Source organism: Microbacterium sp. Y356 (genome assembly GCF_059445355.1).
The window spans coordinates 59824-84827 of record NZ_JCAIUE010000003.1; the positions used below are offsets into that span (position 1 = coordinate 59824).

At 63.5% G+C, this 25004-nt stretch carries 31 protein-coding genes; 19 read left to right on the top strand and 12 right to left on the bottom strand.

The window, feature by feature from the left end; genetic code table 11:
• The first annotated feature begins 6 nt into the window (after positions 1–6).
• Positions 7–627 (top strand): TetR/AcrR family transcriptional regulator, encoded by a 621-nt coding sequence (locus AC1C2Q_RS15895; RefSeq protein WP_495450918.1) that lies wholly within the window; start codon positions 7–9, stop codon positions 625–627.
• 56 nt (positions 628–683) lie between these two features.
• Here AC1C2Q_RS15895 and AC1C2Q_RS15900 read toward each other — a convergent pair whose 3' ends face one another.
• Positions 684–1091, bottom strand: coding sequence for a hypothetical protein (locus AC1C2Q_RS15900; RefSeq protein WP_495450919.1), 408 nt, complete (start codon positions 1089–1091; stop codon positions 684–686).
• Between the two features lie 293 nt (positions 1092–1384).
• The gene (locus tag AC1C2Q_RS15905; RefSeq protein WP_495450920.1) at positions 1385–2209 is read right to left on the bottom strand and encodes a helix-turn-helix transcriptional regulator; all 825 of its coding nucleotides are present in this window, start codon (positions 2207–2209) and stop codon (positions 1385–1387) included.
• A gap of 108 nt (positions 2210–2317) precedes the next feature.
• On the opposite strand from AC1C2Q_RS15905, the gene AC1C2Q_RS15910 reads away from it, so the two are divergent.
• The 3 genes from AC1C2Q_RS15910 to AC1C2Q_RS15920 all read left to right on the top strand — a co-directional run bounded on the left by AC1C2Q_RS15910 (position 2318) and on the right by AC1C2Q_RS15920 (position 3412).
• Complete coding sequence (locus tag AC1C2Q_RS15910) at positions 2318–2620, top strand: YciI family protein (RefSeq protein ID WP_495450921.1); 303 nt, start codon at positions 2318–2320, stop codon at positions 2618–2620.
• A gap of 100 nt (positions 2621–2720) precedes the next feature.
• Positions 2721–2984: a putative antibiotic biosynthesis monooxygenase gene (locus tag AC1C2Q_RS15915; RefSeq protein WP_495450922.1), complete on the top strand. Its 264-nt coding sequence runs from the start codon at positions 2721–2723 to the stop codon at positions 2982–2984.
• The gene (locus AC1C2Q_RS15920; RefSeq protein ID WP_495450923.1) at positions 2981–3412 is read left to right on the top strand and encodes a DUF4260 family protein; all 432 of its coding nucleotides are present in this window, start codon (positions 2981–2983) and stop codon (positions 3410–3412) included. Before AC1C2Q_RS15915 ends, AC1C2Q_RS15920 begins: the two co-directional genes overlap by 4 nt.
• Before the next feature lie 28 nt (positions 3413–3440).
• Here AC1C2Q_RS15920 and AC1C2Q_RS15925 read toward each other — a convergent pair whose 3' ends face one another.
• The gene (locus AC1C2Q_RS15925; protein WP_495450924.1) at positions 3441–4139 is read right to left on the bottom strand and encodes an alpha/beta hydrolase; all 699 of its coding nucleotides are present in this window, start codon (positions 4137–4139) and stop codon (positions 3441–3443) included.
• Between the two features lie 130 nt (positions 4140–4269).
• Positions 4270–5427, bottom strand: coding sequence for an SGNH/GDSL hydrolase family protein (locus tag AC1C2Q_RS15930; protein ID WP_495450925.1), 1158 nt, complete (start codon positions 5425–5427; stop codon positions 4270–4272).
• A gap of 76 nt (positions 5428–5503) precedes the next feature.
• On the opposite strand from AC1C2Q_RS15930, the gene AC1C2Q_RS15935 reads away from it, so the two are divergent.
• The 7 genes from AC1C2Q_RS15935 to AC1C2Q_RS15965 all read left to right on the top strand — a co-directional run bounded on the left by AC1C2Q_RS15935 (position 5504) and on the right by AC1C2Q_RS15965 (position 9853).
• On the top strand, positions 5504–5701 hold the full coding sequence (locus AC1C2Q_RS15935) for a hypothetical protein (RefSeq protein WP_495450926.1): 198 nt from the start codon (positions 5504–5506) through the stop codon (positions 5699–5701).
• 106 nt (positions 5702–5807) lie between these two features.
• Positions 5808–6176, top strand: coding sequence for a hypothetical protein (locus AC1C2Q_RS15940; RefSeq protein WP_495450927.1), 369 nt, complete (start codon positions 5808–5810; stop codon positions 6174–6176).
• 182 nt (positions 6177–6358) lie between these two features.
• Entirely contained in the window at positions 6359–7510 is a 1152-nt protein-coding gene (locus AC1C2Q_RS15945) for an epoxide hydrolase family protein (RefSeq protein ID WP_495450928.1), read from the top strand.
• Between the two features lie 194 nt (positions 7511–7704).
• Positions 7705–7932, top strand: a complete 228-nt coding sequence (locus AC1C2Q_RS15950; protein ID WP_495450929.1) for a hypothetical protein — start codon at positions 7705–7707, stop codon at positions 7930–7932.
• 2 nt (positions 7933–7934) lie between these two features.
• Positions 7935–8291: a nuclear transport factor 2 family protein gene (locus tag AC1C2Q_RS15955; RefSeq protein ID WP_495450930.1), complete on the top strand. Its 357-nt coding sequence runs from the start codon at positions 7935–7937 to the stop codon at positions 8289–8291.
• Between the two features lie 63 nt (positions 8292–8354).
• Complete coding sequence (locus AC1C2Q_RS15960) at positions 8355–9386, top strand: LLM class flavin-dependent oxidoreductase (RefSeq protein ID WP_495450931.1); 1032 nt, start codon at positions 8355–8357, stop codon at positions 9384–9386.
• 29 nt (positions 9387–9415) lie between these two features.
• A complete protein-coding gene (locus AC1C2Q_RS15965; RefSeq protein WP_495450932.1) occupies positions 9416–9853 on the top strand; it encodes a GNAT family N-acetyltransferase in 438 nt (145 codons plus the stop codon).
• A 134-nt stretch (positions 9854–9987) separates the two neighbouring features.
• On the opposite strand, the gene AC1C2Q_RS15970 is transcribed toward AC1C2Q_RS15965, so the two are convergent.
• Together AC1C2Q_RS15970 and AC1C2Q_RS15975 are read right to left on the bottom strand one after the other, a co-directional pair.
• Positions 9988–10770 (bottom strand): alpha/beta hydrolase, encoded by a 783-nt coding sequence (locus AC1C2Q_RS15970; RefSeq protein WP_495450933.1) that lies wholly within the window; start codon positions 10768–10770, stop codon positions 9988–9990.
• Positions 10767–11042, bottom strand: coding sequence for a DUF1905 domain-containing protein (locus tag AC1C2Q_RS15975; RefSeq protein WP_495450934.1), 276 nt, complete (start codon positions 11040–11042; stop codon positions 10767–10769). Before AC1C2Q_RS15975 ends, AC1C2Q_RS15970 begins: the two co-directional genes overlap by 4 nt.
• Positions 11043–11099: 57 nt before the next feature.
• Here AC1C2Q_RS15975 and AC1C2Q_RS15980 point away from each other — a divergent pair, with 57 nt between their 5' ends.
• Positions 11100–11747, top strand: coding sequence for a TetR/AcrR family transcriptional regulator (locus AC1C2Q_RS15980; protein WP_495450935.1), 648 nt, complete (start codon positions 11100–11102; stop codon positions 11745–11747).
• A gap of 64 nt (positions 11748–11811) precedes the next feature.
• Here AC1C2Q_RS15980 and AC1C2Q_RS15985 read toward each other — a convergent pair whose 3' ends face one another.
• A complete protein-coding gene (locus AC1C2Q_RS15985) occupies positions 11812–13929 on the bottom strand; it encodes a heavy metal translocating P-type ATPase (RefSeq protein ID WP_495450936.1) in 2118 nt (705 codons plus the stop codon).
• Positions 13930–14171: 242 nt separating this feature from the next.
• Here AC1C2Q_RS15985 and AC1C2Q_RS15990 point away from each other — a divergent pair, with 242 nt between their 5' ends.
• The 3 genes from AC1C2Q_RS15990 to AC1C2Q_RS16000 all read left to right on the top strand — a co-directional run bounded on the left by AC1C2Q_RS15990 (position 14172) and on the right by AC1C2Q_RS16000 (position 16603).
• Positions 14172–15044: a Rieske (2Fe-2S) protein gene (locus tag AC1C2Q_RS15990; protein ID WP_495450937.1), complete on the top strand. Its 873-nt coding sequence runs from the start codon at positions 14172–14174 to the stop codon at positions 15042–15044.
• Positions 15045–15168: 124 nt separating this feature from the next.
• On the top strand, positions 15169–15795 hold the full coding sequence (locus AC1C2Q_RS15995; RefSeq protein ID WP_495450938.1) for an NAD(P)-dependent oxidoreductase: 627 nt from the start codon (positions 15169–15171) through the stop codon (positions 15793–15795).
• 10 nt (positions 15796–15805) lie between these two features.
• Positions 15806–16603 carry an SDR family NAD(P)-dependent oxidoreductase gene (locus AC1C2Q_RS16000; RefSeq protein ID WP_495450940.1) on the top strand — a complete coding sequence of 266 codons (798 nt, stop codon included), beginning with the start codon at positions 15806–15808 and terminating at the stop codon, positions 16601–16603.
• Positions 16604–16668: 65 nt separating this feature from the next.
• Here the strand turns inward: AC1C2Q_RS16000 and AC1C2Q_RS16005 are convergent, their stop codons facing one another.
• Positions 16669–17610 (bottom strand): AraC family transcriptional regulator, encoded by a 942-nt coding sequence (locus AC1C2Q_RS16005; RefSeq protein ID WP_495450941.1) that lies wholly within the window; start codon positions 17608–17610, stop codon positions 16669–16671.
• Between the two features lie 109 nt (positions 17611–17719).
• On the opposite strand from AC1C2Q_RS16005, the gene AC1C2Q_RS16010 reads away from it, so the two are divergent.
• On the top strand, positions 17720–18301 hold the full coding sequence (locus AC1C2Q_RS16010; RefSeq protein ID WP_495450942.1) for an isochorismatase family protein: 582 nt from the start codon (positions 17720–17722) through the stop codon (positions 18299–18301).
• A 138-nt stretch (positions 18302–18439) separates the two neighbouring features.
• Complete coding sequence (locus AC1C2Q_RS16015; protein WP_495450943.1) at positions 18440–19606, top strand: MalY/PatB family protein; 1167 nt, start codon at positions 18440–18442, stop codon at positions 19604–19606.
• On the opposite strand, the gene AC1C2Q_RS16020 is transcribed toward AC1C2Q_RS16015, so the two are convergent.
• A complete protein-coding gene (locus tag AC1C2Q_RS16020) occupies positions 19592–20341 on the bottom strand; it encodes a CPBP family intramembrane glutamic endopeptidase (protein ID WP_495450944.1) in 750 nt (249 codons plus the stop codon). The two genes, AC1C2Q_RS16015 and AC1C2Q_RS16020, sit on opposite strands and share 15 nt — an antisense overlap.
• Before the next feature lie 118 nt (positions 20342–20459).
• On the opposite strand from AC1C2Q_RS16020, the gene AC1C2Q_RS16025 reads away from it, so the two are divergent.
• On the top strand, positions 20460–21086 hold the full coding sequence (locus tag AC1C2Q_RS16025; RefSeq protein WP_495450945.1) for a histidine phosphatase family protein: 627 nt from the start codon (positions 20460–20462) through the stop codon (positions 21084–21086).
• Here the strand turns inward: AC1C2Q_RS16025 and AC1C2Q_RS16030 are convergent.
• From AC1C2Q_RS16030 to AC1C2Q_RS16040, 3 genes are all read right to left on the bottom strand, one after another.
• Positions 21083–21781, bottom strand: coding sequence for an NADPH-dependent F420 reductase (locus AC1C2Q_RS16030; RefSeq protein ID WP_495450946.1), 699 nt, complete (start codon positions 21779–21781; stop codon positions 21083–21085). The two genes, AC1C2Q_RS16025 and AC1C2Q_RS16030, sit on opposite strands and share 4 nt — an antisense overlap.
• Positions 21782–21824: 43 nt before the next feature.
• A complete protein-coding gene (locus AC1C2Q_RS16035) occupies positions 21825–23630 on the bottom strand; it encodes an SLC13 family permease (RefSeq protein WP_495450947.1) in 1806 nt (601 codons plus the stop codon).
• A 69-nt stretch (positions 23631–23699) separates the two neighbouring features.
• On the bottom strand, positions 23700–24344 hold the full coding sequence (locus tag AC1C2Q_RS16040) for a DedA family protein (RefSeq protein WP_495450948.1): 645 nt from the start codon (positions 24342–24344) through the stop codon (positions 23700–23702).
• 259 nt (positions 24345–24603) lie between these two features.
• Between AC1C2Q_RS16040 and AC1C2Q_RS16045 the strand changes: the two genes are divergently transcribed.
• Entirely contained in the window at positions 24604–24984 is a 381-nt protein-coding gene (locus tag AC1C2Q_RS16045; RefSeq protein WP_495450949.1) for a hypothetical protein, read from the top strand.
• Positions 24985–25004: the final 20 nt, after the last annotated feature.

Genomic DNA, 25004 nt, shown 5'->3' on the forward strand with positions numbered 1-25004 from the left:
GAAGGCATGAGTACTGAGGCGGACCCCAGATTCCTGCGGAGCAAGGAGGCGATCCTGAACGCAGCACGGGAACTGCTGATGGCGGGAGGGCCGACCGCGGTGACCCACGCTCAGGTCGCCGAGCACGCAGGAATGGGACGCGCGACCGTCTACCGACACTGGCCGCGCAGCGTCGAGATGCTCGCGGAGGCCATGGCGACCGTTCCCATGCCCTTCTTCGACACTCCTGCGACTCCTACTCGGGAGTGGCTTCGCCTGGAACTCATCGCGATCGCCCGCCAGCTGGAACAGGACGACGTGCGCGTCGTCACCACCACGCTCGCCAGCACCGCCCTCTGGGACGACAGCATGGATGCTCGGCGCAGCCGATTCGCACACACGCTCGCTGAACGCCTCGCCGCCGCCCTCACAGACGCACAAACCCGCGGCGAAATCATCCTCGCCTCGGACCCGCTGTCCGCAGCCGCTCAGGCCATAGGCCCGATCTACTACCGCAGCACCATCGAGCACGGAGCTGTCCACGACGACATCATCGAAGCCTCGATCACGAGCCTCGGCACGTGGCGGCACGTCCCGGCTCGCCGGCGACAGGAAAACACTGACGGCGCGGAGGAAAGTCCTGAGTGAAGACCACCGGGGATCGGCGCGGTAGAAGGGTGTGCCAACAGCCCACTTCGTTGTGTTCAGCCGTCGGCGTCGACAATCGCTTCGACACGAACAGAGAATCCTCCGAGGTCGGTTGCCAGAGTCGCCGATCGCACTGACTCCTCGATGGCTTCCGCAGAGATGCGCGCGGTCACCGACGGCGCGTACTCCACCACAATCTCACGGTCACGCGGCACCGGCCCCACAGTCACCGTAATGTCACCGTGCGTCTCTAGAATCGACTGGAAGAGTAGATCAACCGTCGTAGAAATCTCTTTCTCGCTCAGTCCGAGATCTCCGCGCAGTTCGATGCCTGGCAGCTCTCTGACCACGTCCTCCGCGCCGTTGGGCACCGCTCCCGCGAAGGCAATCCACCCAGAACTCTGGTCCGCGTTCACCTCCGCGGCTCCATAATCGTCGGGGAAAGCTTCTTTGACGCGATCCACGGTGTGAGAGAACGAAACCCCCCATGTGTCCTCACCGCTCGCGGCCGCGGCCCGCTCGAGCGCCTGCAGTTCCTCAGAACTAGGCGTAAGGGCAATCCGAATGCTGCGCACTTTTCTCCTCCGAGCTCCGCGCTGAGTGAAAGTAGACCACACGCTAGCCAGCGCTGAGGAAACCCACAAGAGGAACCAGTAAGCGAACGAGATCCCGCCGGCAGGAGCTGCACGGACGCCGTACGCCTTGCGCCGCCTTGAATCGAATTTTTAGACCGTTGCCTCGATTGATTGGCCAGTACTCAGCGCGAGGGCTGTTGGACGCCGAGAGTTCGTGCAAGATCATATTTAGAAGCGTCGTCGGAACCGGGCTCCACCGTGTAGGTGATGATCCGCAGATCTGTCCCGATCGTGGTGTACACGTCGCAGTCGACGGTGATTGGACCGACGATTGGATGCAGGAAGGTCTTCTCCTCAGACCGTTGCGGGACGGAAGTGCCCTCCAACCACAACTCTTCGAAACGGTCAATGCGACGCAATCGCTGCAGAAGCTGCTGAACGGAGCGGTCCTTGGGATACCGCAGCATCGCGTTTCGCAAATCCGTCACTAGGGCGCGCTCGAAACGTTCGATGTACGCCGCACTCATCAGGACATTGGGCGCTGTTCCGGTGAACTGCGCTTCGATGAGGTTGTAGTCGCGGGGCGGTTGCCCGAGCATGGCCTGCCAAGACGCGTTCACGGTGAGCAGGGTCCAATGCATCGTGTAGACGCCGATAGCAACATCGGGAGCGCGGAGGAGAAGCCGCTGCACGCTTCGCGGGATGTGGGTGGGCACGTTCGTCGGCAACGGGATCGGTAGCCCCGCCGCCTGGAACAGCTGATCGCGTTCTTCGTCGGACAGCTGTAACGCGCGCGCCAACGCCCTTGCGACCTGCACCGACGGGTTTAGGGAGCGGCCTTGTTCAAGTCGAACGAGATAGTCCACGGACAGCCCTGCCAGCATCGCCACTTCCTCTCGACGAAGGCCCTTCAATCGAGCGGACACAGCAGGGAGACCCACCGCCGCGGGCTTCAATCGGGCGCGCCACATGGTCAAGAGCTCGCTGAGTTCGCCACGGTCGGTCATGGCTCCATTGTGCAGGAAGCCTCGCAATCGCCACTGGTACCAGGAGTCCTACCTGCATTCTCCTGGCTGGCGTGATGCTAGTTACATCCACCTAGAAAGGAACCCATCGTGGCTGAAATTTTCACCGTCGAGTACTCCTACCCGACCGACACCACACCCCAGAACGAGCACCTTTCCGCTCACCTGGCCTACTTGCGAGAGCGTGTGGAACAGGGTGAGCTCCTGCTTTCCGGGCCGTGGGGACAAAACGAGGCTCCCGGCGGGCTACTCATCTACAAAGTCGAGGACCGCGCCCGCATCGACACCATCGTCGACAACGATCCTTACGTCATTAACAACGTTGTCGTGGACAAGCGCGTGCACAACTGGCGTCCCATCTTCGGACCGGCATCGTCCATATTCGCTGACTAACTCTCAGCCTGGCCGCGTGGCAGCGCCGGCGGGGACCACAATCCTTCGCCGCCGCTGCTTCGCACATCCCGCATTCACCTCGAACGATCGGACTCTTCCCATGCGACCTCCTCGCCACAAAATAGCCCTCATCAACTGGCTAGCCGTGTACCCACTCATCACGCTGACTCTCTGGTTGTTACTCCCGCTCTTGACTGAGTACCCGCTTTGGATAACGACCCTCATCGTGTCGCTCATCCTCGTCTCGCTGATGAACTTCCTCGTGATGCCCCTCATGCTGCGCCTGTTCGCACCATGGCTTGCGGCTCGGACCAGCGTGACCGCCCCTGAGGCGGCCCTAGCAAATGGAGAAGATCACAAATGAGAAATGGTGATCTAACAGGTCCCGCAGTCATCCAGCGCAGTGAAGGTGCCTTGATCACGGCTTTCTCGCTCGCGGGCACAATCGTCATCGCCCCAGACTGGTGGTGGATGCCGCTGGCGCTGTTCTTGGTGTTCGATCTGTCCCAACTCGGATACCTACGATCTCCCGCCGCAGGCGCAGGCTGGTACAACGCCATTCATACCTACGCCTGGGCGGCCGCTCTCGGTGTCGTTGCGCTAGTAGTTAGCGGCTCCGCGCCCATTCTGTCGATGTGGTCCGCCATCGTCGCCTTCGCCTGGGCGTTCCACGTGGGAGTTGATCGGGCTCTCGGATATGGACTAAAGCTCCCGGATGCCTTCACACACACCCATATGGGATGGATCGGAAAGGACAGGAAACGCGCGTCCGATAGCGACCCGCGGCGCTGATCGTAGACCGGCCCTTCTTTCTCGGGCATCACACCCACATGCTCACCTGCTCGACCACTAAGTCGGGACGGGAGATAAACGGATGGTGCCCAGTCGGCAACTCGACGGATCGTGTCGCCCGAGCGGCATGAAAGCGCTGCAACTCGACTGACGTGCTGCGATCCTGCCCGCAGACAATATACGTCGAGTCGATCCCCTGCCACCCAGCAGCACTGGTCGGGGTCATGAACGCGCCTGCAGCCTGCGCTGTCACTCGCTCCCATGCCTGCTGCTGAGTCGGTCCGTCCGCATCCTGCAGGAACCGCGCTCCGAACGAGGTTGCGTCATAGCCGGACACGCTCAGCGTGCCATCTCCGTTGTCGCCGATCGCGACGGGGTCGATTTCACCGCTCATGATCACGGCCTGCGATTGCCCAATATCGGGCAAATATGATGACACGTAGAGTAGCCGAGCGATCGCGGGATGCTGACCGGCTTCTGCGATGACGGTGCCGCCGTAGGAGTGACCGACCACGATCGCGGAATCGACATCGTCGAGTTCAGCGCGAAGGGCCGCCGCATCAGCAACCAGGCCGCCCGCAACGTCCTCAGGCGTGGTCTCTCCGCACGACGGCAATGCAACGGCGCGGCTTCGGATTCCGGTACGTTCCTTCAGCAGGTCTGCTGTTGGCTGCCACCACCAATGCCCGTCACGCACCAACGCGCCGTGGACGAAAATCAGTTCCATCGCTTGTTCCTTCCGTGCGCCGTCGCGGCGCATTCGGCTTCGAGGCCGCCGACGAGAAGAACCTTACCGCGCTCCTGAAGCGGGCAGCCAGCAGAGAATGCCAGTGATCGCGCCCTGGTCCGACTCGACGTTAACCGGCCAGCAAGCCAGCCTCCGCGAATGCCACCCTCGCGAACCGCTCGCCCATCAAGCGGTGGGTCGCTGCATCCGGATGCAGCGCGTCAGGCAACGGCAACCGGGCCGCGTCATCCGCGCCATACAACTGTCGGCCGTCGAGGTAGAACAGGTTCGGATCGGCCTCCTGTCGTTCCCGGACGACGCGCTCCAACTCTGCCCTGATCACCATCAACGTCAGCTTCCCGGCCGCAACCTCCGCGGGGTTACCGGTCGCGTTGAAACGCACCGCCCCGTCGGCAAGAGCATCCAGATCGAACCCAACCGGCCCGGGGGTGTTCTCCTGAATTTCGCAGAAGATAGGCGATATCACCAGCAGTGGGGTCGACGGATGCCCGTCCCGAATCGTGTCTAGGAATCCGTGTATCGCGGGCCCGAAAGCCCGCAGGCGCATCAGGTCAGTGTTCACCAGGTTGATCCCCACTTTCAGGCTGATCACGTCGGCCTCGGTGTCGCGCATAGTGCGCGCTGCGAATTGGTCGAGCAGCGCGCTTCCGCCCAAGCCCAGGTTGACCAACTCGAGCCCGGACTCACGTGCCGCCACCGCCGGCCAGATCCCGGTCGGGCGCGCCGCATTCGACCCGTGACTGATCGAGCTGCCGTAGTGCAACCACGTGGGTCGGCCCGAAACCGTTCCCGGCTCGAGAACGGCGTCGGCGCGCAGCTCGACCAGCTCAACCTTTTCGTTATGCGGAAGCCACAGTTCAACAGACTTCATCGCATCCGCCAACCCGTCGAAACGGGCCGTGTGGACTGCTCCTGCCACCTGTTCGGCGCCACCGGTCGACATGTCGATCGTCATCGTGTTGCCGCCGGACGTGGGGGAGAGCGCGACCACCTCACCGTCGACGACGAGGTCGACCACGCCGTCAGGTCGCGGCGGCATACCCGCGTAGGCGGTGCGGGAGCGCAGAATGTCGAGTTCGATCACCGTCGCCCTTGTGCTGAAGGCGAGCCGCACACCAGACGGCTGCGCCTCCACCATTGCCAACTGCGGGTCAGCGCACTGCTTCAGCGCCCAGGCCGGAAGCCGGTGCGGCAGTATGCCGCGGTCGGTGTGCTCGAGTTCCGCCGCGCCGCGGATGAGACTGGCGGTGATCGGGATAGTCGTCAAATGCGGAACGGACAATGCTTCATCTCTCGTTAGTCAGTGGGTCGGCCAGTTGTGCAACAGTGCATCGAGCGCGTCGATGATGCGATCCCAGCTCGCCGCTGCGCCGGGAGCGCTGCCATCAGAGTTGGATCTGCGCTTCAACTGGGTTCATGCAGATCTCGCATCCTTGGAGCCGAGCGAGGCGCGTGAACTCGTCGTAGACGCGTGGCGCATGGTTGTTCCCCAAAAGGTCTCCCGCGCCTACGATATCGCGCATCCGAACGGCCCAGGCTGACCGACGTGTGAGCCAGCCGACAGCGGCATTGGCCGGGCAGTAATATCCGACGTCCCTGCCGGATCCGAGCGGGCCTTCCCTCAGGTCGCGCCGCTACCCTCGGAGCATGCGTCGCTTCGTCATCCTTCCCCTTCTTCTTGCCGCAGGACTCCTCGCGGGGTGCTCACAGGTGGTGCAAGTCGCGGGTGACGCACTCGGCGTCGACGTCGAGGCGACCTGTTCGACGATCGACGACGCCTACGGGCAGTATCAGACGCTGCTCGATCAGGGTGAGGCCTCGGCGGAGCAGATCGACGCCGCCCGCGACCAACTAGTCGTGACGCTCGACGGTCTCGCGGCGGATGTCGACGGTCAACTCGGCGACCTGATCAGTTCAGGTGCGCAGCAGGTCGGTGGAATGACTGATCTGCAAGCACCCGAGACGATTGAGGCGATTGATCAGCTCAAGGACTCGGTCTCGCCCTTCTGCGGCTGACGCCGCTGCATAACTGGCCCGCGCGGCGTCCTCCGCGACGGCCCGGCAAGGTGACCGAACGAGAAGGCAGGATGCCGACAGTTGATGTTTACTTGACGTTGAGCGCTCGCTCTTGGGCGATAAAAGAGCTCTCCTAGCAGTTCGGACTCGCTGGATCGCACTATCTCGAGAGGATGTTCCAGATGGCGGAGCAGTCAGAGAGTTTTGCTGTGAGATGCGATCCGCTGATCACCGTCCCTCAGCAGGACTTGGATGATCTCAGAAGCCGGATCGCCGCGACGAGGTGGCCACGGTCGTGGCCGACCGAGCCCTGGGCAGCCGGGGCCGATGTCGAGGAAGTGCGACGCTTGGCCGGCTACTGGGGCAATGGATACGAATGGCGCGTTCACGAGGCAGAGATCAACGCGCTTCCCTCCTATATGGCGGAGGTCGACGGGCAAAAGATTCACTTTCTCCGTTTCGACGCTGAAACCACTGACGCACCAGCGGTTGTGCTGACCAACGGCTGGCCGAGCACTTTCTTCGAGATGGTCGAGGTCGCACGACGGCTCTCCACTCCTTCCGCCTACGGGGAGAAGGGTCTGTCCTTCACTGTGATCGTGCCTTCGCTGCCTGGCTTCACCTTCTCAGATGCTTCAACCACGTCTCCGCCGCGAGTGCCGACCCATGAGTTGTGGCATCGACTCATGAGTCGGTTGGGATTTGATCGCTACTTCGCGCACGGCGGAGACCTGGGCAACGGAATCACGTCGCGGCTGGCGTCCGCGCATCCGGAATCAGTGCTCGGGGCACATGTGATGTCAGTGGGAATGCCGCAGGAGTTGGACAGGTCATCCTTGACCGAGGACGAAGGCGCTCACCTCAAGCGGATCGACGCGTGGAACCGTGATGAAGGCGCGTACATGCACCAGCACCGCACCCGCCCTCTTTCGTTGGCATATGGGCTTTCGGATTCACCGGTCGGCCTTCTCGCGTGGATACTCGAGAAGTACCGAGCATGGAGCGACCGCAGCTCCGGCGCGGCACTGGCGCTCACCGATGATTTCCTGCTCACACAGGCGAGCCTCTACTGGTTCACTGACACGATCAGTACGTCCTTCCGCCCTTATTACGAGGCGCTTCCCCCGCATGAGTACGTGACGGTGCCCACCGCGTTGGCACTGTTCCCGGCCGACTTGCAACAACCACCGCGTGCGTGGGCGGAGCGTACCCACAACGTCCAGCGCTACACAAAACTGCCCGCGGGTGGTCACTTCGCGCCCATCGAACAGCCGGCAATCCTCAGCGCCGACATGCGTGCGTTCTTCACGGAACTGCTCGCCCCACCTCTGTAGCGCTTGTTCCTGATTTCCTTACCTGTGTTGAGGCTTGTGAGTTCCGGGCGCAGCGGGGGATCGGTACCCGCGCGTCGACCTACGTGACTTCCACCGACGCGAAGCCCCATCCGTCAGTGCCAACCTGAGAGCACGACCAAGACCGGCGATGACGGCCTCGGCCGGTACTGAGGTCGCTGTCGAGAAAGGCTGAAATGCTCATTCGCAATCTAGGGACGATCCTTCTCGGATTGGGTTTCGTCATGCTCGCGACCGCAGCACTCATTCGAGACCCGACGGCGTTGGACGCCAACATCGGCGCCGGGGCTCTTACTCTTGTCGGCATCCCTGTCGGCACGCTCGGCTTCGCCCTGACGATCTCGCACGCCATATACCTGACATGGCATCGCCGTGGAAACCACAACCGATACCGAAGGGGATAACAATGTCCGAATCACACGAATCGATCATCGACGCACACCTAAGCACCTGGAATGGTGTGCCCGGCCCGGAACGGGAGCAGGCGATCGCCTCGATTTACTCACCCGACGTGACCATCGGCGAGCCCGGGGTCGCCTACACCGGGCACGCAGGTATGACCGAGGCGATTGCTAGCCTCCAGGTGCAGCTGCCTGGTACCGTCATCACCCGATCCAGTCCGATTCAGACAGCGCAAGACCTCGTCACATACAGCTGGAGTCTCGGCCCCGCTGGTGGAACCACCATGGTGACTGGCCGCGACGTCCTCATCATCCGGGGCGACAGCATCACCAGCGTCTATGTACTGATCGACGCGTCCTGACGACTGATCACGCGACGCTCGTCGAACAAACTGTGGAAATGGTCCACGAGAACGGATAACCCCATGCAACTCGGCGTATTGAGTTTTGGCGACATCGGTCGCGACGAGAACGGCGCACCCTTGTCGGTCGCCACGGTGCTCGACCAGACCCTCGAGCGTATTCGCCTCGCCGAGCAGGTGGGGCTGGGCTTCTACGGGCTCGGTGAACACCACATCGACACCTACGCGATCTCGAGTCCCGGCACCGTGCTGGCGGCTGCCGCATCCGTGACGTCGTCGATCACCCTCAGCACCGCGGTGACCGTGCTGAGCTCGGAAGACCCGGTGCGCCTGTTTCAGCAATTCACCACTCTCGATCAGCTCAGTCACGGTCGCGCCGAACTGCTGGCAGGGCGCGGCTCTTTCACTGAGTCCTTTCCGCTGTTCGGCGCTGACCTTGCCGACTACGACGACCTTTATGCAGAGAAACTCGACCTGCTGCTTGCGCTCGACCGTTCTGACCCGATCACCTGGTCGGGCCGCTTCCGATCCCCGCTCGACGCGGCGCGCGTGCTGCCCAGGCCCTACGGCGAGCACCTGCGTATCTCGGTCGGTACCGGCGGCAACCCGAACTCGTCCGCTCGCGCCGGCATGCTCGGTCTGCCCATCGTGTATGCGATCATCGGCGGAGCACCTGAGAGATTCGCACCGCTTGTCGACCTCTACCGGCGGGCGAGCGTCGCCGGCGGCCACGATCCGCAGACGCAGCACGTGACCATGACCGGCGTCGCGATGCTTGCGCAGAACTCGCAGGACGCGAAAGATAGCTTTTACCCCTACTGGAATCGGATGATGGAGTACGGCGCCATGGCCCGTGGTTGGACTGTGCCCAGCCGGGCCGACTACGACCATTACACGACCGGCGCTCGATCGCTCCTGGCCGGTAGCCCAGCCGAGATCGCTGAGCGCCTCATCACCATCGGTGGGGTGGTAGGCGCTGACCGCTACGGACTGCAGTTCGATTGGTCGGGGGTTCCGCACGCGATCGTCATGAACGCGATTGAGCTTCTCGGTACTGAGGTACGACCACTCGTTGACGCTGCTTTGCCTGTGTAGATGAAACCCTTGACGGAAGAGGAACAAACGTGACTGTGACCTTGCACTCGGCCAGCGCCGCCGAGATGGATCCCATCCGTTTGTACTCGGTTCTGAAGCTCCGAGTCGATGTGTTTGTTGTCGAGCAGGCTGCAGCATATGACGATCTCGATGGCAGAGATATCGAACCGGCCGCTCGCCTCCATTGGGCAGAGGAAGAGGGAGCTGTTCTCGCGACGCTGAGGGTTCTGGCAGAGTCTGCTGGTTCACGAATCGGACGCGTCGCCACTGCGCCGGCCGCTCGCGGTCGAGGCCTCGCCGCGGATCTCATGCGCCGCGCGATTGCCGATTGTGTCGGGGATGTGATTGTTCTGGATGCGCAGCAGCACCTTGAACTCTGGTATCAGAGCTTTGGCTTTGCTCGCTCGGGTGAGGTCTTCTTTGAAGACGGAATTCCCCATATTCCGATGACGCGAGCTGCAGCATAGACGGGAGGTTGAGATCTGAGATCGCGTCGAGCACTCATGGTCCCCTTTTGCCTCCTCGCCTGGATCGAAGCCGTCAGCGCGAGCGTCGACGCGGAGGTCTGGCGCAACACGGCGCCTATATGGTGCGTGTGGAGCTATCGCGCCAGCCCTGCGAGCCGCGCGAGCCGCTCTGCCATCGCCTCTGGCTCCCACGAGTGCCACGCGCCGGCCAGTTGCTCCGAGAGCCCGTCGGATGCCGAGGCTGCAAGTTCGTCGGCGGTCGCCGTCATGCCGGGAAAGGTCTCGGAGCCGACCAGAGTGAGAAGAGGTGCCGTTACGGATGACAGCACGTCCTGATAGCCGCGTTCCTCGACGGTCCTGAGCGCTTCACCGTCTGGAACCCAGCCGAGCACGATCTGTGGATAGGCAGGGGACTGTTTGAGGTCCTCAAGCCATTCTGGCGGCATCCCGACCATGTACCGGGCGACCGCGTCGTCGAGGTCGTCGGCGTCGATCGCAGCGCGGACGCCGGCCCACCACGAAGGTGCTCCGCCTTCGAATAGTCCGAGTGGCGCCTCCCACAACACCGTCCCGGCGAGGTTTGTGGTGCGGGCGGCGGCGAGTATCGCGATCGCGCAGCCGGAGGAGTGTCCGATCAGGATGACCGGGGCTCCTGCCTCACGTGAAAGCGCATCGATCGCGTCGAGTTGCGCGTCGAGGTCAATCGGGCCCGCCGCTATCGAATCGCCACGCCCCAGGCGATCGGGAATGAAGGCCCGCCCGCCACGTGCAGCGAACGCCTCACCTGTCGCGAGAGTCGCAGGGTCCTCAGCGCGAGTGGGGCCCGCTCCGGAAATGAAGATCGCGGTCGTCGCTCCAGTTGAGCCCAGGTCGTCGTAGACGATGCGATCGCCGCGCGTGGTGGTGAGTGCACTCAAGTCGCAGCCTCGATCCGCACTCGCACACGGTCGCCGGCTGTCTTGCTGAGCAGCTTCCTCGTCGCTGCTTTCACTGGACCGAAATGGAGCCCCCGTCCAGTGGGCATGAGCGTGAGCTCCACCGGCGTCTCGTCGATCGTTCCCGTCACGCGCACGGGGTTTCCCGTGCCGAAGTACTCAATCGAGCCCGGTACCTCGAACACGGTCCATGATGCAGCTTCATCGGGGTGAATGAGTACTGCTTCGAACTCAAGAGCGGTCTTTGTGCTCATCATCATCTCCAATTTTAAGACCAAACAGTCTGATTTCTCTAAACTAGACTGATCAGTATGAAATTATCAAGCGGTGCCGCAGATCTCCGCCCGAGTTCCGCGCGCAAACGCGAGTCCATGCTGGCGGCTGCGCAGGAGCAGTTCCTCGCCAACGGGTACGAGGGTGTCACCATGGAATCGATCGCACGGGCGTCCGGTGTCGCCAAGCAGACGCTCTATAGTCACTTCGGCGGCAAGGAGGGACTGTTTCTCGAGCTTGTCGGCTCGCAGACTCGCGCCGCGAGTGAACGCGTCCTCAGCTCGCCTCCGGTGATCTCGGACAACGCCGACGCTCGTTCCGTGCTCGCGCCGATCCTCGAACAGCAGCTCTCCACAGTGTTGGCTCCGGGGCTGCTCGCACTCCGACGCCTCGTGATCGGACTCTTGCCGCAGTTTCCTGATCTCGCACGCGCTCTGCATGCGCACGGTCCACAGCGTGCGATCAACTCCCTCGCCGAGGTGCTTACGCGATTGGATGCGGCGGATGCTCTCAAAACGCCTGATCCGGTGCTCGCAGCTACGCAGCTCAACTGGCTGATCATGGGTGACCCCGTCAATCGCGCCATGTTGCTCGGGGATGACGAAGCACTGTCCGGCGTGGACATTGCGACCCAGGTGGCGCGCGGACTTGACGTCTTCCTCGCCGCCTATGGTCGATGCGCCTAGCAGCGCGTGTCACCCTGGGGTCGCCGGGGACTGTGGTGACGCCCAATAGCGCGCGGCTCTGAGGTCATCGGCCGAGGATCGCGCGAGTTGTGGATGCCGGCTGAAGGTCGAGGCGGCGCAGAAGCTGCGCGTTGACCGCGACGACGATGGTCGACAGCGACATGAGAACTGCGCCGACCGACATCGGCAGGACAAATCCCACCGGTGCGAGGACACCAGCCGCAAGCGGCACCGCGAGGAGATTGTAGCCAGCGGCCCACCAGAGGTTCTGCTTCATTTTCCGGTACGCAGCGCGCGACAGTTCGATCACTGAGAGCACGGAACGGGGGTCGTCGCTGGCGAGGATGACTCCTGCCGAAGCGATCGCTACGTCGGTGCCAGCTCCGATCGCCAGACCGACGTCAGCTTGGGCGAGGGCAGGAGCGTCGTTGACGCCGTCGCCGACCATCGCGACTCTCCGGCCCTCGTTCTGAAGCTCTTGAACCTTCATCGCCTTGTCTGCCGGACGGACGCCGGCGAAGACCCGATCGATTCCCAGATCCTGCGCCACCGTCTGAGCGACAGCTTCGGCATCTCCCGTGATCATGACGACCTGCACCCCCAAGGCGTGCAGTGCGTCAACTGCTTCGCGTGATTCGGCGCGTACCTCGTCGGATAGTTTCAGCGCGCCGACAACGCTGCCATCCTGGATGACGTGGAGGATGATGGCGCCGTCACTGCGCCATTGCTCGGCGATGGGAAGCTCCGCCAGATCCTCTTCCGACAGCAAGTGTGGGCCGCCGACGCGAACAGTGGTGCCCTGCACGGTCGCGGTGACTCCGACGGCGGGAGAGGAAGTGAACTCGCGGCTCTCGGCCACCGTGAGCTTCTTCTCGGCCGCGGCACGGACGATCGCCTTCGCGAGCGGGTGTTCGCTGTCGGCTTCCGCGGCCGCAGCGAAGGCGAGCACCTGGTCGGCATCATTGCCGTCGACGACCGAGACTTCAGAGACGACAGGTTCACCCATCGTGAGGGTGCCGGTCTTGTCGAACAACACGGTGTCAATCGTGCGCATGCTCTCCAGCGCGAGACGATCCTTGACGAGAACGCCGCCACGAGCTGCACGCTCGGTCGCGATGGACACCACGAGCGGAATAGCCAATCCGAGTGCATGGGGGCAGGCGATCACAAGCACCGTGATCGTGCGGATGACCGCGGCGTCGGGAAAGCCCCACGCGCTCCATACGATCGCGGTCAGGACGGCGGCACCCAGCGCGAACCAGAACAGCCAACCGGCGGCTGTGTCGGCGAGGCGCTGGGCGCGAGACGATGAGCTCTGCGCTTCAGTCACCAAGCGCTGAATGCCTGCGAGAGTCGTGTCGTCACCAGTCGCGGTGATCTCGATGCGCAGCCCGGAGTCGGTGGCCACGGTGCCCGCTGTGACCGAGTCGCCGGTGCCACGGGTGACGGTGCGGGATTCACCAGTGACCATGGATTCGTCAATGGACGCACGTCCGTCGACAATGCGTCCGTCTGACGGGATGCTGCCACCCGGGCGGACGACGACGATGTCGCCAACGACGAGATCGGCTGGTGAGACGACGACGACCTGGCCATCGACGACGCGTTCGGCCTCATCCGGCAGAAGCGCGGCCAACGAATCGAGGGCGGAGGTCGTCTGAGCGAGGGAGCGCATCTCGACCCAATGGCCGAGCAGCATGATCACGATGAGGAGCGCCAACTCCCACCAGAAATCGAGCTCATGATGCAACAGCCCCAGGCTTGCGCCCCACGAAGCGAGGAAGGCGACAGTGATGGCGAGACCGATGAGGAGCATCATTCCCGGCTTGCGGGAGCGAATCTCGCTGACCGCACCGACAAGGAATGGCCTGCCGCCCCAGACGTACATCACGCTTCCGATCACCGGGGATACCCAGGCGAGGCCAGGGAAGTCCGGGAGGGAGTAGCCGAGGATCACGGAGAACATGCCTGACAGCGCAACGGTGGGGACGGCCAAGATGAGCATGATCCAGAAGAGACGCCGGAACTGTCCGACGTGGTCGCCGTGCCCGTCGTGGAGGGCGTGCCCCGTGTGACTCTCTGCTCCCTCTCCGTGGGCGCCGCTGGCCGTGTGCTGGACGTGACTGGGGGATGGGTGGCGCCCGGCCAAGTGTTCAACGTCGCCGTTGTGCGAGTTACTCATGGGGGTTTCCTCTTCGGAATGATCGCGGCGTGCGAGGCGGCTCAGCGGCGAGCGCAACAGTGCTGCTTTGTTTGCGTGAATACCCCGGTGGGGTACTGATGTGCTCAACCGTATACCCACCCCGTGTGCCCCCGATCTCACACCTTCCCAGCGCACGACTCCAGACCGTTGACCCGGGGGCATCGTCAGAGTAGACAGAACGGACATGCAAGGCCCCATCACCGTCGTGAGGAGTGGCACAAATGAACGATTCGACAAGTATGCCGAGCAAAGTCATTGACAGCATCGAGCGAGCGAAGGCGCTGGATGGTGCGGCGAAGACGGTCAGCGGCTGGGTGGATGCCGTGACACATCCCACCTGGCTCAAAAACGCTCTGTCAGGATCCTGGCTCGGACATCAGCTGCACCCGGTGCTGAGTGATCTGCCGATCGGTGCGTGGGGCGCGGCCGTCGCGCTCGACTTCACAGCTGGAGAGGAGAGCGCAGCGGCTGCACGACGGCTCGTCGGTCTCGGCATCCTCGCTTCCGCGCCGACCGCGATGTCGGGCGCATCTGACTGGTCGAGCACAAGAGGCGCTGACAAGCGTGTCGGGCTCGTCCATGGGCTCTCGAACGCGGTCGCCACGACGATGCAGGCCGGGTCGTGGCTCGCCCGTCGCAGCGGTCACCGCCGTACGGGCATCGCCCTCAGCGCCCTCGGTCTCAGCATCACGCTCGCCTCGGCGTACCTCGGTGGACATCTGTCTTTCGTGCGCGGCATCGGCGTCAACCGGACGGCGTTCCAGAAGCAGGCGCGATCGTGGACTGACGTCGCCGCCGATAGCGAGATCCTCGACGGCTCGCTCGTTCGCGTCAGCGTGAACGACGTGCCCGTGCTGTTGACGCGCCAAGGCGGTCAACTTCGCGCGATCTCGGCGGTGTGCACGCACGCGGGTGGTCCGCTGGATGAAGGAACACTTGATCCGGACGGCTGCATTACCTGCCCGTGGCACGGCAGTCGATTCCGCCTCGAAGACGGCGCTGTCGAACGGGGGCCCGCTAGCGTGCCCCAGCCGCTCTGGGAGGTCAACGTGCAAGACGAACGAATTCTGCTGCGCTCATTCGACGCGGCTTGAACGGACACAGCGTGCAGGTCCAGAGTGTGGACGACTGCGTATGAATTCAGGACGAGAGACCATGGCTCAACCATGATTGAGCGGCTGAACTAGGAAGTGACACAACACACCTAGGGAGGTCGTCATGAAGGTCATCGTATTCGGAGGCACCGGCAGCATCGGAACCCTCGTCGTCGGGCAGGCGCTTGAGCATGGGCACGAAGTGACGGTGTTCACGCGAAGTGAAACATCCGTTGCCAAGATGCATACGCGACTCGCCGTTGTCGAGGGCAGTGTATTCGAGATCGGCGACGTCGCGTCCGCGATCGAGGGACATGACGCGGTCATCGTCACGCTCGGCAACGGAGCGAAGGGTGAAGTGCGATCGAGAGGCACTGCGACTATTGTCGCGGCAATGCAGCAGGTTGGTGTGCGCCGACTCATCGTGCAGTCGACGCTGGGAGTGGGGGACAGTTGGGAGAACCTCAACTTCATGTGGAAGCGCGTGATGTTCGGCTTCCTGCTGCGCAAGGCCTACGCCGACCACGTCGAGCAGGAGCGAGTGACGCGCGACAGCGGCCTGGACTGGACAATCGCGCGGCCAGCGGCATTCGTCGACGGACCGCGTACGGGGCAGTACCTGCTCGGATTCGGGCCTCGAGAGGCGGAGTCATCGCTCAAGATCACTCGCGCCGATGTCGCTGACTTCGTCGTCTCGCAACTCACCGATGACGTCTGGCTGGGGAAGACCCCGGCGTTGGCATACGCGTGAGGTGATCGCTGTGGCGAAGTGGGTCGCGGACGACGTGGGAGATGAGCGTGGACGCACCGTCATCATCACAGGTGCAAACAGCGGACTCGGTGCCGAGATGACGCGTGTGCTCGCGGGTGCGGGTGCACGAGTCGTCGCGGCATGTCGCGACATCGATCGGGCCTCTGCGTTCGCCCGCACTGTTCTCGGCGAGGTCGAGGTGCGCCACCTCGACCTCGCCGATCTGGCCTCGGTGCGGGCCTTCGCGGACGGCATCGACACTGTCGTTGATGTGCTCATCAACAACGCCGGCGTCATGGGCGTTTCGAAGGGCCGCACGGCCGACGGTTTTGAACGGCACATCGGCACGAACCACCTCGGGCCGTTCCTCCTCACAAACCTGCTGCTAGACCGGCTTTCCGCCCGCGTCGTGACGGTCACGAGCGGTCTGCATGTGCTCGGCACGATCTCGCCCGACCTCAACTGGGAGCATCGCCGATATCAGCGGTGGTTCGCCTATGCGCAGTCGAAGCTAGCCAACGCGCTCTTCGCCTACGAGCTGCAACGACGGCTCGCGGCCGAGAATCGCGACATCGTCTCGATCGCTGCGCACCCGGGCGTCGCTGCAACCAAGGGGCAACGCCGCGACACCTCTCTGCAGGGCAAGATCCTCGCGGGCGGCCGAGCCCAGCGATGGGTGCGCTGCCCATCCTTTTCGCTGCGACCGCGCCGAACATCACGGGCGGAACCTGCATCGGCCCTGACGGTCGGTTTCAACGCAACGGCTTCCCGACTGAGGTGTCCACAAGCCGCACCTCCCGCGACGTGACGATCGCAGCGAACCTCTGGCGCGAAAGCGAACGACTCACCGGGCTGCGTTCCTCGGTCGAGCGGCTATGACGCGAGCGATCGTGCCCGGTGCTCCTTCGGGCTCATGCCGCGCTCGCGCTTGAACGCGGTACTGAGCGCAAAGCCCGTGCTGTATCCGACCTCGCGGGCGACCGCTTCAATCGTCACGTTCGGTTGCAAGAGACGATCGGCCGCAAGTGCGAGGCGCCACCCAGTCAGGTAAGTCATGGGCGGCTCTCCGACCAGCTTCGAAAAGCGTAGGGCGAGCGCCGCCCGCGAGACGCGCACACGGGCCGCGAGCTCCGCGATCGTCCACGGGTACGCAGGGTCGTCGTGCAGCAGTTGCAGGGCGTGGCCGATGATCTGGTCGCTCTGCGCGCCGTAGAGCCCGGCGCGTTCCGGTTCCGCGTGAGTGACCCACGCGCGCAGTACCGCGACCAGCAGCACGTCGAAAAGACGATCGAGCACGGCTGACTGACCGGGCGCATCCCGCATGATCTCATCTGCCAGGATTCTGATGAACGGCGTATCGAACTCGGGCGCCCGCACGTGAATGACGGGCGGAAGTGCACTCAACAGTCGCTGCGTGACTTCACCGCGCACTTGGTAGCAGCCCATGAGCATGACCGTCTCGCCGTCGCGATCGTTGCCCCATGCTCGCAAGCCAAGTGACCACTCGTCCTCGACGTCGCGGCCGTCGGGACTTTCGACGCGCATGCCGGGCAGGATTACGACGTCCGCACTGAAGCCGGGCTCATACGAAACGGTGACAGCAGCGGGTCCGCGCGCGACTGCGACATCACCCGTGCGCAGCTCCAGCGGGGCGCCTTCGCCTCCTTCGACCCAGGCTGAACCGCGCACAATCGCTATCAAACCCAACGGCGACTCGTCAGCGAGCCGTACCGACCAGGGTGGCGTCAGGCTCGCGCGCAACAGGTAGGCGTCGCGACCGCGAGGAGCGTCGAGCAGGCGTGCGAGCGCATCCATGGGTTCAGCCTAATAGTGGGGCACCGACGACGTAGCGTGGCTGGATTATTTCGCATGTTGGCAGTGCGATGTCTTGCCTCGCCGCAGGATGCGGAACCAGGATGGATGCATGACAACTGGAACCGACACCGCTTTGCTTGTTATCGATGCGCAGGAGTCTTTCCGTCACCGGACCGACGACTGGGCGGCGACGGCGAATCCTCAGGTGCTCGACAACATCGCGCGGCTGGTGGATCATTCGCGGTCAGTCGACGACGTGATCGTATGGATCACCCATGCTGAACCAGGATCGGGTGGGGTGTTCGATCCTGCGCTTGGTCTTGTTCGGGTCGTATCGGACTTCGAGCCTGCCGACGAGGACATCCACATCACGAAGACTTCGATCAACGCCTTCACCACGACGAATCTGCAGCAGCAGTTGATGCGGCGCGGCATCCGTCGTCTGGTGATCTGCGGCATCCGTACTGAGCAGTGCTGCGAAACAACTGCCAGGGTGGCGAGCGACCTCGGCTTCACGGTCGATTTCGTCACGGAGGCCACCACGACCTCCGGAATCTCGGCAGGCGACGGGTACGCCGCTGTAGCCGGCGAGGACATCATGCGACGAACTGAGAGCGTTCTCGGAGCCCGTGGTTTCGCTTCGATCGTGACTGTGGCTCAGCTGGTGGATGCTCCGGTGGCAAGCGCTTAGGGCGCCGCTTTCAGAAACCACTCGTGAGCAAGGTGTCACTCGACACCGTGGATGACGTTTCCCACATCCACCCTGCACCGGCGCCGGTGCATCCGCCACTGGATAGGGTTAACCACAGCCGTGCCAGAGGAGACCAGAATGACTTTTGCCGACGAGATCGACGCGACCTCCCTTGAAATGCTCCGCGCAAAGGGTGGGATGAAGTGGACGGATCCGCAGGTGCCCATCGGCGCGTTCGTCGCCGAGATGGACTTCGGCGTTGCTCCCGTCATCCGCGCAGCTCTTCACGACGCCGTGGATGCGGGCGTCTTCGGATACATGCCGGCCGCGATGAGCGATGATCTCAAGCAGGCGACAGCCGATCGGCTCCGCGACCGACAGGGCTGGACGATTGAGGCCAAGCAGGTGTTTCCGATCCCCGATGTGATCAAGGCATTGGAAGTGACGATCGAGCACTTCTCCGCGCCCGGTTCGAAGGTGATCGTGCCGACACCTTCGTACATGCCGTTCCTCTTCGTTCCACCCACCATGGGGCGCGAAGTGATTGAGGTCCCGATGTCGCGGGTGGACGGTGTGTGGAACCTCGACCTCGACGGCATCCAGCGCGCATTCGACGAGGGCGGCGAGGTTCTCATCCTCTGCAACCCGTACAACCCGCTCGGTCGTGTCTTCACGCGCGAAGAGCTCGTTGCCGTGAGCGAACTCGTCGATCGAAACGGCGGACGCGTGTTCTCGGACGAAATCTGGGCGCCGATCGTTTACGGCGAGACGGCGATGGTGTCGTATGCGACGATCTCGGATGTGACGGCGGGGCACACGATCACGGCAGTCTCCGCCTCGAAGGCGTGGAATCTTCCTGGGCTCAAGTGCGCGCAGCTCGTCGTCAGCAATGACGCGGATCAGGAAAAGCTCGATGAGATCGGAGGATGGATCGGCCACGGCACGTCCAACCTCGGCGCGATCGCGAACACCGTCGCCTACCGTGACGGTCAGCCCTGGCTCGACGAAGTTGTCGACTACCTCGATGGCAACCGCCGCGAACTTGTGTCGCTGGTGTCGCAGCATCTTCCCGGCGTGCGCATCTCCGCGCCGGAGGGCACATATGTCGGATGGCTGGACTTCCGCGAACTGGGAATCGAGCAGCCGGGAGACTACTTCCGTGAGCATGCGGGCGTCGGGCTCACCGATGGCAGCGCGTGCGGTTCCGCGGGCGTGGGCAGTGCCCGCTTCATCTTCGCCATGCCTCGGCCGATCCTCCGCGAAGCGGTCATACGCATGGGGGCAGCATTCTCAGCGTCGAAGTGACTTTGAGCGCGGGAGTGACTTAAGAGGCGGAAGTGACTTAAGAGGACGCAATATCAGCAACCCGAGCGCGATGAACATCACGAGGGTGATCGCGATCACGGCATCCGGAAGCGGGTGTGCGGAGAAGATCGACGTGAAATTCGCGCACGCGTGAAGCAGGATCAGTGGCCACACCCAGTGGAAGCGGAACTGGAACGATGCCAGCGCGAATCCGTAGCACGCGGAGACGAGCACATTGAGGAGGATGTCGTCGACGGAACGGCTCGTCGTCGCGAAGGCGGAGAGATGCTGGAGCCCGAAGAGGGCTGCGGTGATGGCAACAGCCGCGTGTGGGCGGAATGCCGAACGCATCCGCTCCAGCACGATCACCCGGCTCGTTAGTTCCTCGTTCGCGGCAGCGAGCAGAAGGGTGATGCTCCAGAGCCCGAAGCCCGGAGGCTGCTCGATTAACCCCGCTGGTACGGCCCAGAGAAGCACTTCGATGACAAGAGGGATCAGCAGGATGACGGCTTTTGGTCCACGCCAGGCGACCAGGATCCCGGAGGTTTTCCACAATCCACGCGCCGTTACCAACGCTGCGGCGAAGATGACACAAGCAATGTTCGCGGCCAGGCCCAGATACCAACCGGTGATGCCCACCAGCGGCGCGAGCGCAAGCGTGACCCAGATGATGGCGAAGCGCGCCAGGTGGACAGAGAGTCCGAACCCGACTGCCCGGAACTGAAACTTATGCACGAGGGGACAACTTACTTCGCCTGAGTGACATGCGGGTGAACGGAGAACTCGTAGGGCCGCGGCATCCGGTGTACGTCACGCTGTGCACCTACGATCAGAGGAATCGATCGGAGAGTATATGACGACGCTCTACTTTGCCCGACATGGCGAAACCGAGTGGCATGCCGAGCATCGCTACGCGGGTTCGTCCGACGTGGCCCTCGTACCGGACGCGATCTCTCAGGCTGCGAATCTCGCGGAGTGGGCAGGGACGGCGGGACTCTCGGCGATCGTCGCCTCGCCCCTGAGCCGTGCGTGGCTCACAGCCGAACCCGCTGCAGAGGCTGCGGGCCTGACGCTTCGAATCGATCCGCGTCTCGTGGAGATCGATTTTGGGCGCGGCGAGGGGCTGTCGCCAGCGGAGCTCGCGACGGCGTTTCCGGATGAGTGGGCGGAGTTCGGGCGGCAGCCTGCGCAGCACCCGCTGCCTGGCGGAGAAGCAGGACGCGACGGTATCGCCCGGGCCATGCCGGTGCTGGATGAACTCGCGGACGAGTTCCCCGATGGCCGAGTACTCGTGGTCGGACATGCGACTCTGATGCGACTCATGCTGTGCGAGCTCGTCGGGCTTGACCCCGACTGGTACCGCGACATCTTCCCGGCGTTCGACAACTCGGCACTTCTTGAGCTCGATTTTCCGTACCGGGGTGAATCGAGCTGGCCGGGACGTGCACGCATCCTCGGCATCAACGTGCCCCCTAGCTAGCGAGGCGTCTCACCGCGTGCTCGCGCCACGACGATTCCCCGCTGCGACGTCGGGAAATGGTCGAGCATCTCTCGCAGTTGAGCGGCGTCGACATCCGCTCCGAACGCCTCGGCGCCGGATTCCAGCATGATTCCCGCGGCAAGCGGGCCAGCGACTACCGGATCGAACCCGAGGTTGTTCACGAGCGCTGCGACGATCGCAACATCATCCGCATCGTCGCCAGCGATCGCGATCGCCTTGCGTTCGGGGCGTCCTTGAGGACGCGCCTCATCCTCGAGATCCTGGTAGCCCATGTGGCCCAGCGCCTTCACGACGCGCGCTCCGGTGAGGTGCGCTTGTACGAGTTCACTGGTCGAGGTGCGCGGGTCGCTCAGATCATCGCGGACGCCATCAGATGCCCACCAGTAGTTCATCGCGTCGATCACCAGAACCCCGCGCAGTGATTCGGCAGGCAGTGTCCGGTATCTGCCGAGCGGCATCGCCAGTATGACGGCATCCGATTCGGCAATGACCGTTTCCGTGGTGGTGGCCGTCGCGCCGATAGCGTTCATCAGCGGGGCGATGAGAGCAGGGTTTCCTGACGCGGCCACGAGAACGCGATAACCGGCGGATGCCGCGAATCGGGCGAGCACGGTGCCGAGTCTGCCTGCACCAAGGATGCCGAGGGTTCGGATTGTGCTCGCTTCGCTCTTCACAGGGTCAGCGTATGACGCGCGATGCGTTTATGGGTACTGCGCGCTACAGCGGGAACAGCATCGGCACGAACAACAAGCTCACGATCAGCACGACGACGGTGAACGGCACGCCGACCTTGACGAAGTCGCCAAAACTGTAGCGACCGGGCTCGACCACCAGCGTGTTCACCGGCGATGAGACCGGGGTCATGAAGGCCGCCGAGGCGGCGAGAAGCACCATCATCACGAACGGGAGCGGTGACATCTCAAGTTGCACGGCGGTGCTGATCGCGATCGGCGCCATGAGTACAGCAGTCGCAGTGTTCGACACGAACAGCCCGATGACGGCGGTGATCACGAAGATGCCGCCGAGCATCACATAGGGGCCGGCGCCGCCGAGCACAGCGAACAGCCCATCGACGATCAGATCGATGCCGCCGGTCCTCTGCAGCGCCGTCGCGAACGGCAGCATCCCGACGATGAGCAGGATCGTCGGCCAGTGGATGGCGCGGTAGGCGCTGGGCATGTCGACACACCGGAAGATCCCGAGCAGCAGGCAGGCGATGAGTGCCGCGATCACGTTGGGCACGATGCCGGTGACCATGAGTACGACCATGACTGCGACGCTCGCGAGAGCGAACGGGGCCTGGTTCGCGGCGGGCGCGACTTCGTCGACCTCTGCGGGCAGGTCGAGCACGATGAACCCGTGATCGCGCGCCCGCAGGCGTTCGACCGCATCCCATGCGCCGGAGACGAGAAGAGTATCGCCGATGGCGAGCGGTGTGGTCACGTACTCGCCTTTGACGTTGCGCCCCGCGTGCCGCATGCCGAGCACGACCAGGTCGTACTCCGCGTGGAATTTCATCTCGCGCAGCGTCTTGCCTGCGGAGATCGAGTCGGGGCCGATGAGGATTTCGGCGAGACCGAGCTGCCGTGAGTGGGTGTCGAAGAACTCCTCGGTCAGCGGCAGACGGGTGAGGTCGAACTTCTCAAGCTTCTCGTCGGGGATCGCGGAGTCGATGTACAGCACATCGCCCCGTTTGACCTGAGTATCGTCGGCGGATGTGCGGACGGTCGGTCGGAACAGCCGGTTGCGGGCGATCATCAGTACGCGGGCGCGCCAGCTGCCCATGTCGATGTCGGCGATTTTCGTTCCTGAGAGCGGCGACCGTCGGCCGACCTCGAAGCGATGGGTGCGCACGTCGACGTCATAATCGACCAGCAGCGAGTCGAAGGTGCGTCGCTGAGTGCGCGTTGCGCCACCATCTCCGAGCAGCCGCCGGGCGAACAGCATGTAGCCGATGCCCAGTGCGAGCACCACCAGACCGATAGGCGTGAAGCTGAAGAACCCGAGCCCATCGAACCCGCTGCGCTGCAGTTCGGCGTCCACGATCAGGTTCGGGGTCGTCGCGATGAGCGTGAGCATGCCGCTGATGAGCCCCGCGAAACTGATGGGCATCATGAGTTGCCGCGGTGAGATGCCGGTGCGCGTCGCGATGCTGAGCGCGACTGGGATGAAAATCGCCACCACGCCAGTGGAGCTCATGATGGCTCCCAGCAGCGCGACGGACAACATCAGTAGCACGATGAGCCGCGACTGGTTCGTGCCGGCCGTGCGGGCGAGCCAGTCGCCCATACGGTACGTGATTCCCGTGCGCGAGAGCCCTTCGCCGACGACAAACAGTGCCGCGATGAGGACGACGTTCGGATCGGCGAAGCCGGCGAGAGCCTCGTCAATGCTCAGGATGCCGGTGACTGGCAGCGCCACGATCATGACGACGGCCACCACGTCCATGCGGGGCTTGCCGATCGCGAACATCACAATCGCCGTGACCAGCAGTATGAGCACGATCGCTAGATCCAGTGTCATTCGCTCGCCTCCCGCGCGATCTGACTTCTGAGACTAGCGACCGAAGGGGTGTGTGCGCACCATCTAGCGTCAGTCGACGGCGATCCGGTTTCGCCGCACCTGCCGTACGCGCATCACGATCCATGCCGCAACAGCTACTACCACGGCGACGATGACGACCTTCTGGAAGACTCCAGCGTATTCTTCGACGACGTGCCAGTTGGCTCCGAGGAAGTACCCGGCGAGCACGAAGATCGTGTTCCAGATGGCGCTACCGGCGAGGGTGAGCAGGGTGAATCGGAGCAGTGGCATCCGCTCAATGCCCGCAGGAATCGAGATCAGGCTGCGGAAAATGGGGATCATGCGCCCGAAGAACACTGCCTTCGAGCCGTGCCTGTCGAACCACGCTTCTGTGCGTTCGACGTCTTCCTTTTTGATCAGCGGCATCCGCTCGACGATCGCGTACATGCGGCGTCGGCCCAGCCAGGCACCGATGCCGTATAGCGCGAGTGCGCCGACGACTGATCCCACGGTGGTCCAGATCAGAACCTCGATCAGCCCGAGTGTGCCCTGCGCTGCCGCGAAACCGGCAAGCGGAAGGATGATCTCGCTTGGAAGCGGCGGGAACAGATTCTCCAGAGCGACGGCGAGTCCTGCGCCGGCCCCGCCAAGAGTCTCCATGAGTGAGACAGCCCAGGCAGCGATCGCGTTGAGGTTCTCGGCTCCGGCATCCATGGCTCCCAGCGTATGAGAGGACGGCTGAGGATCTCCGCAAAGCCACCCGATGTTCATCTTGTGCTGTGGAGCTCGTCCCAGCTGATGGCGGAAGAAAAACCCGGCTCCAGAGCCGGCATCCGGAGCCGGGTTATTTTCCCGCATCCGGCGCAAGTGGCGCCTGCGGGTGGTGCCGGCAAGTGGTGCCGGCGGGTAGCGCGTCCGGCACCGATCAGGGCGCGGCTCTTGCACTGGGGGCAGGACTTCATAGGCTGGAGCCATGGACAGGACGATCGTTATCGCGGTGCCAGCGGCGATCCCATACGGGCATCGCGTTCAGGTGACCGAGAGTGTGGATGACATGGGCGAGCGCTCCGTGGTCATGTTGATCGACTTGGAGACTCGAGTTCACTACCGCCACAGCAGCCAGACGTCCTCCGCAGCGTCGACGTGGGCCGGACGCGTGTTGGAATGCACGATCGCGCCGACGAGGCAAGGATTCAGCACGACGCTTCTTGTGGATCCGATCGGCCCCGGTGCGGCGGAATCGGATATCGCGCTGCGCGGGGCGGATGCCGCGGCAGAAGCGGCCAGAGAAGAAGCCCTGCGTTGGGGTGGCGTTGACCGGACACCTGAGCCGGAGCCGCCACGCTTCTGGTGACAGCACGCTTCTGGTGGCAG

Bases quoted from the DNA above. Each gene is read 5' to 3' on its own strand.
- AC1C2Q_RS15975 (WP_495450934.1), bottom strand. From the start codon at position 11,042: ATGAGCACAAAGACCGCTCTTGAGTTCGAAGCAGTACTCATTCACCCC.
- AC1C2Q_RS15940 (WP_495450927.1), top strand. From the start codon at position 5,808: ATGCGTCGCTTCGTCATCCTTCCCCTTCTTCTTGCCGCAGGACTCCTC.
- AC1C2Q_RS15895 (WP_495450918.1), top strand. From the start codon at position 7: ATGAGTACTGAGGCGGACCCCAGATTCCTGCGGAGCAAGGAGGCGATC.
- AC1C2Q_RS15995 (WP_495450938.1), top strand. From the start codon at position 15,169: ATGAAGGTCATCGTATTCGGAGGCACCGGCAGCATCGGAACCCTCGTC.
- AC1C2Q_RS15945 (WP_495450928.1), top strand. From the start codon at position 6,359: ATGGCGGAGCAGTCAGAGAGTTTTGCTGTGAGATGCGATCCGCTGATC.
- AC1C2Q_RS15990 (WP_495450937.1), top strand. From the start codon at position 14,172: ATGAACGATTCGACAAGTATGCCGAGCAAAGTCATTGACAGCATCGAG.
- AC1C2Q_RS15925 (WP_495450924.1), bottom strand. From the start codon at position 4,139: ATGGAACTGATTTTCGTCCACGGCGCGTTGGTGCGTGACGGGCATTGG.
- AC1C2Q_RS15915 (WP_495450922.1), top strand. From the start codon at position 2,721: ATGCGACCTCCTCGCCACAAAATAGCCCTCATCAACTGGCTAGCCGTG.
- AC1C2Q_RS16005 (WP_495450941.1), bottom strand. From the start codon at position 17,610: ATGGATGCGCTCGCACGCCTGCTCGACGCTCCTCGCGGTCGCGACGCC.
- AC1C2Q_RS15935 (WP_495450926.1), top strand. From the start codon at position 5,504: ATGATGCGATCCCAGCTCGCCGCTGCGCCGGGAGCGCTGCCATCAGAG.
- AC1C2Q_RS16015 (WP_495450943.1), top strand. From the start codon at position 18,440: ATGACTTTTGCCGACGAGATCGACGCGACCTCCCTTGAAATGCTCCGC.
- AC1C2Q_RS16025 (WP_495450945.1), top strand. From the start codon at position 20,460: ATGACGACGCTCTACTTTGCCCGACATGGCGAAACCGAGTGGCATGCC.
- AC1C2Q_RS15960 (WP_495450931.1), top strand. From the start codon at position 8,355: ATGCAACTCGGCGTATTGAGTTTTGGCGACATCGGTCGCGACGAGAAC.
- AC1C2Q_RS15955 (WP_495450930.1), top strand. From the start codon at position 7,935: ATGTCCGAATCACACGAATCGATCATCGACGCACACCTAAGCACCTGG.
- AC1C2Q_RS15950 (WP_495450929.1), top strand. From the start codon at position 7,705: ATGCTCATTCGCAATCTAGGGACGATCCTTCTCGGATTGGGTTTCGTC.
- AC1C2Q_RS16045 (WP_495450949.1), top strand. From the start codon at position 24,604: ATGGACAGGACGATCGTTATCGCGGTGCCAGCGGCGATCCCATACGGG.
- AC1C2Q_RS16035 (WP_495450947.1), bottom strand. From the start codon at position 23,630: ATGACACTGGATCTAGCGATCGTGCTCATACTGCTGGTCACGGCGATT.
- AC1C2Q_RS15920 (WP_495450923.1), top strand. From the start codon at position 2,981: ATGAGAAATGGTGATCTAACAGGTCCCGCAGTCATCCAGCGCAGTGAA.
- AC1C2Q_RS16010 (WP_495450942.1), top strand. From the start codon at position 17,720: ATGACAACTGGAACCGACACCGCTTTGCTTGTTATCGATGCGCAGGAG.
- AC1C2Q_RS15985 (WP_495450936.1), bottom strand. From the start codon at position 13,929: ATGAGTAACTCGCACAACGGCGACGTTGAACACTTGGCCGGGCGCCAC.
- AC1C2Q_RS15905 (WP_495450920.1), bottom strand. From the start codon at position 2,209: ATGACCGACCGTGGCGAACTCAGCGAGCTCTTGACCATGTGGCGCGCC.
- AC1C2Q_RS15980 (WP_495450935.1), top strand. From the start codon at position 11,100: ATGAAATTATCAAGCGGTGCCGCAGATCTCCGCCCGAGTTCCGCGCGC.
- AC1C2Q_RS16040 (WP_495450948.1), bottom strand. From the start codon at position 24,344: ATGGATGCCGGAGCCGAGAACCTCAACGCGATCGCTGCCTGGGCTGTC.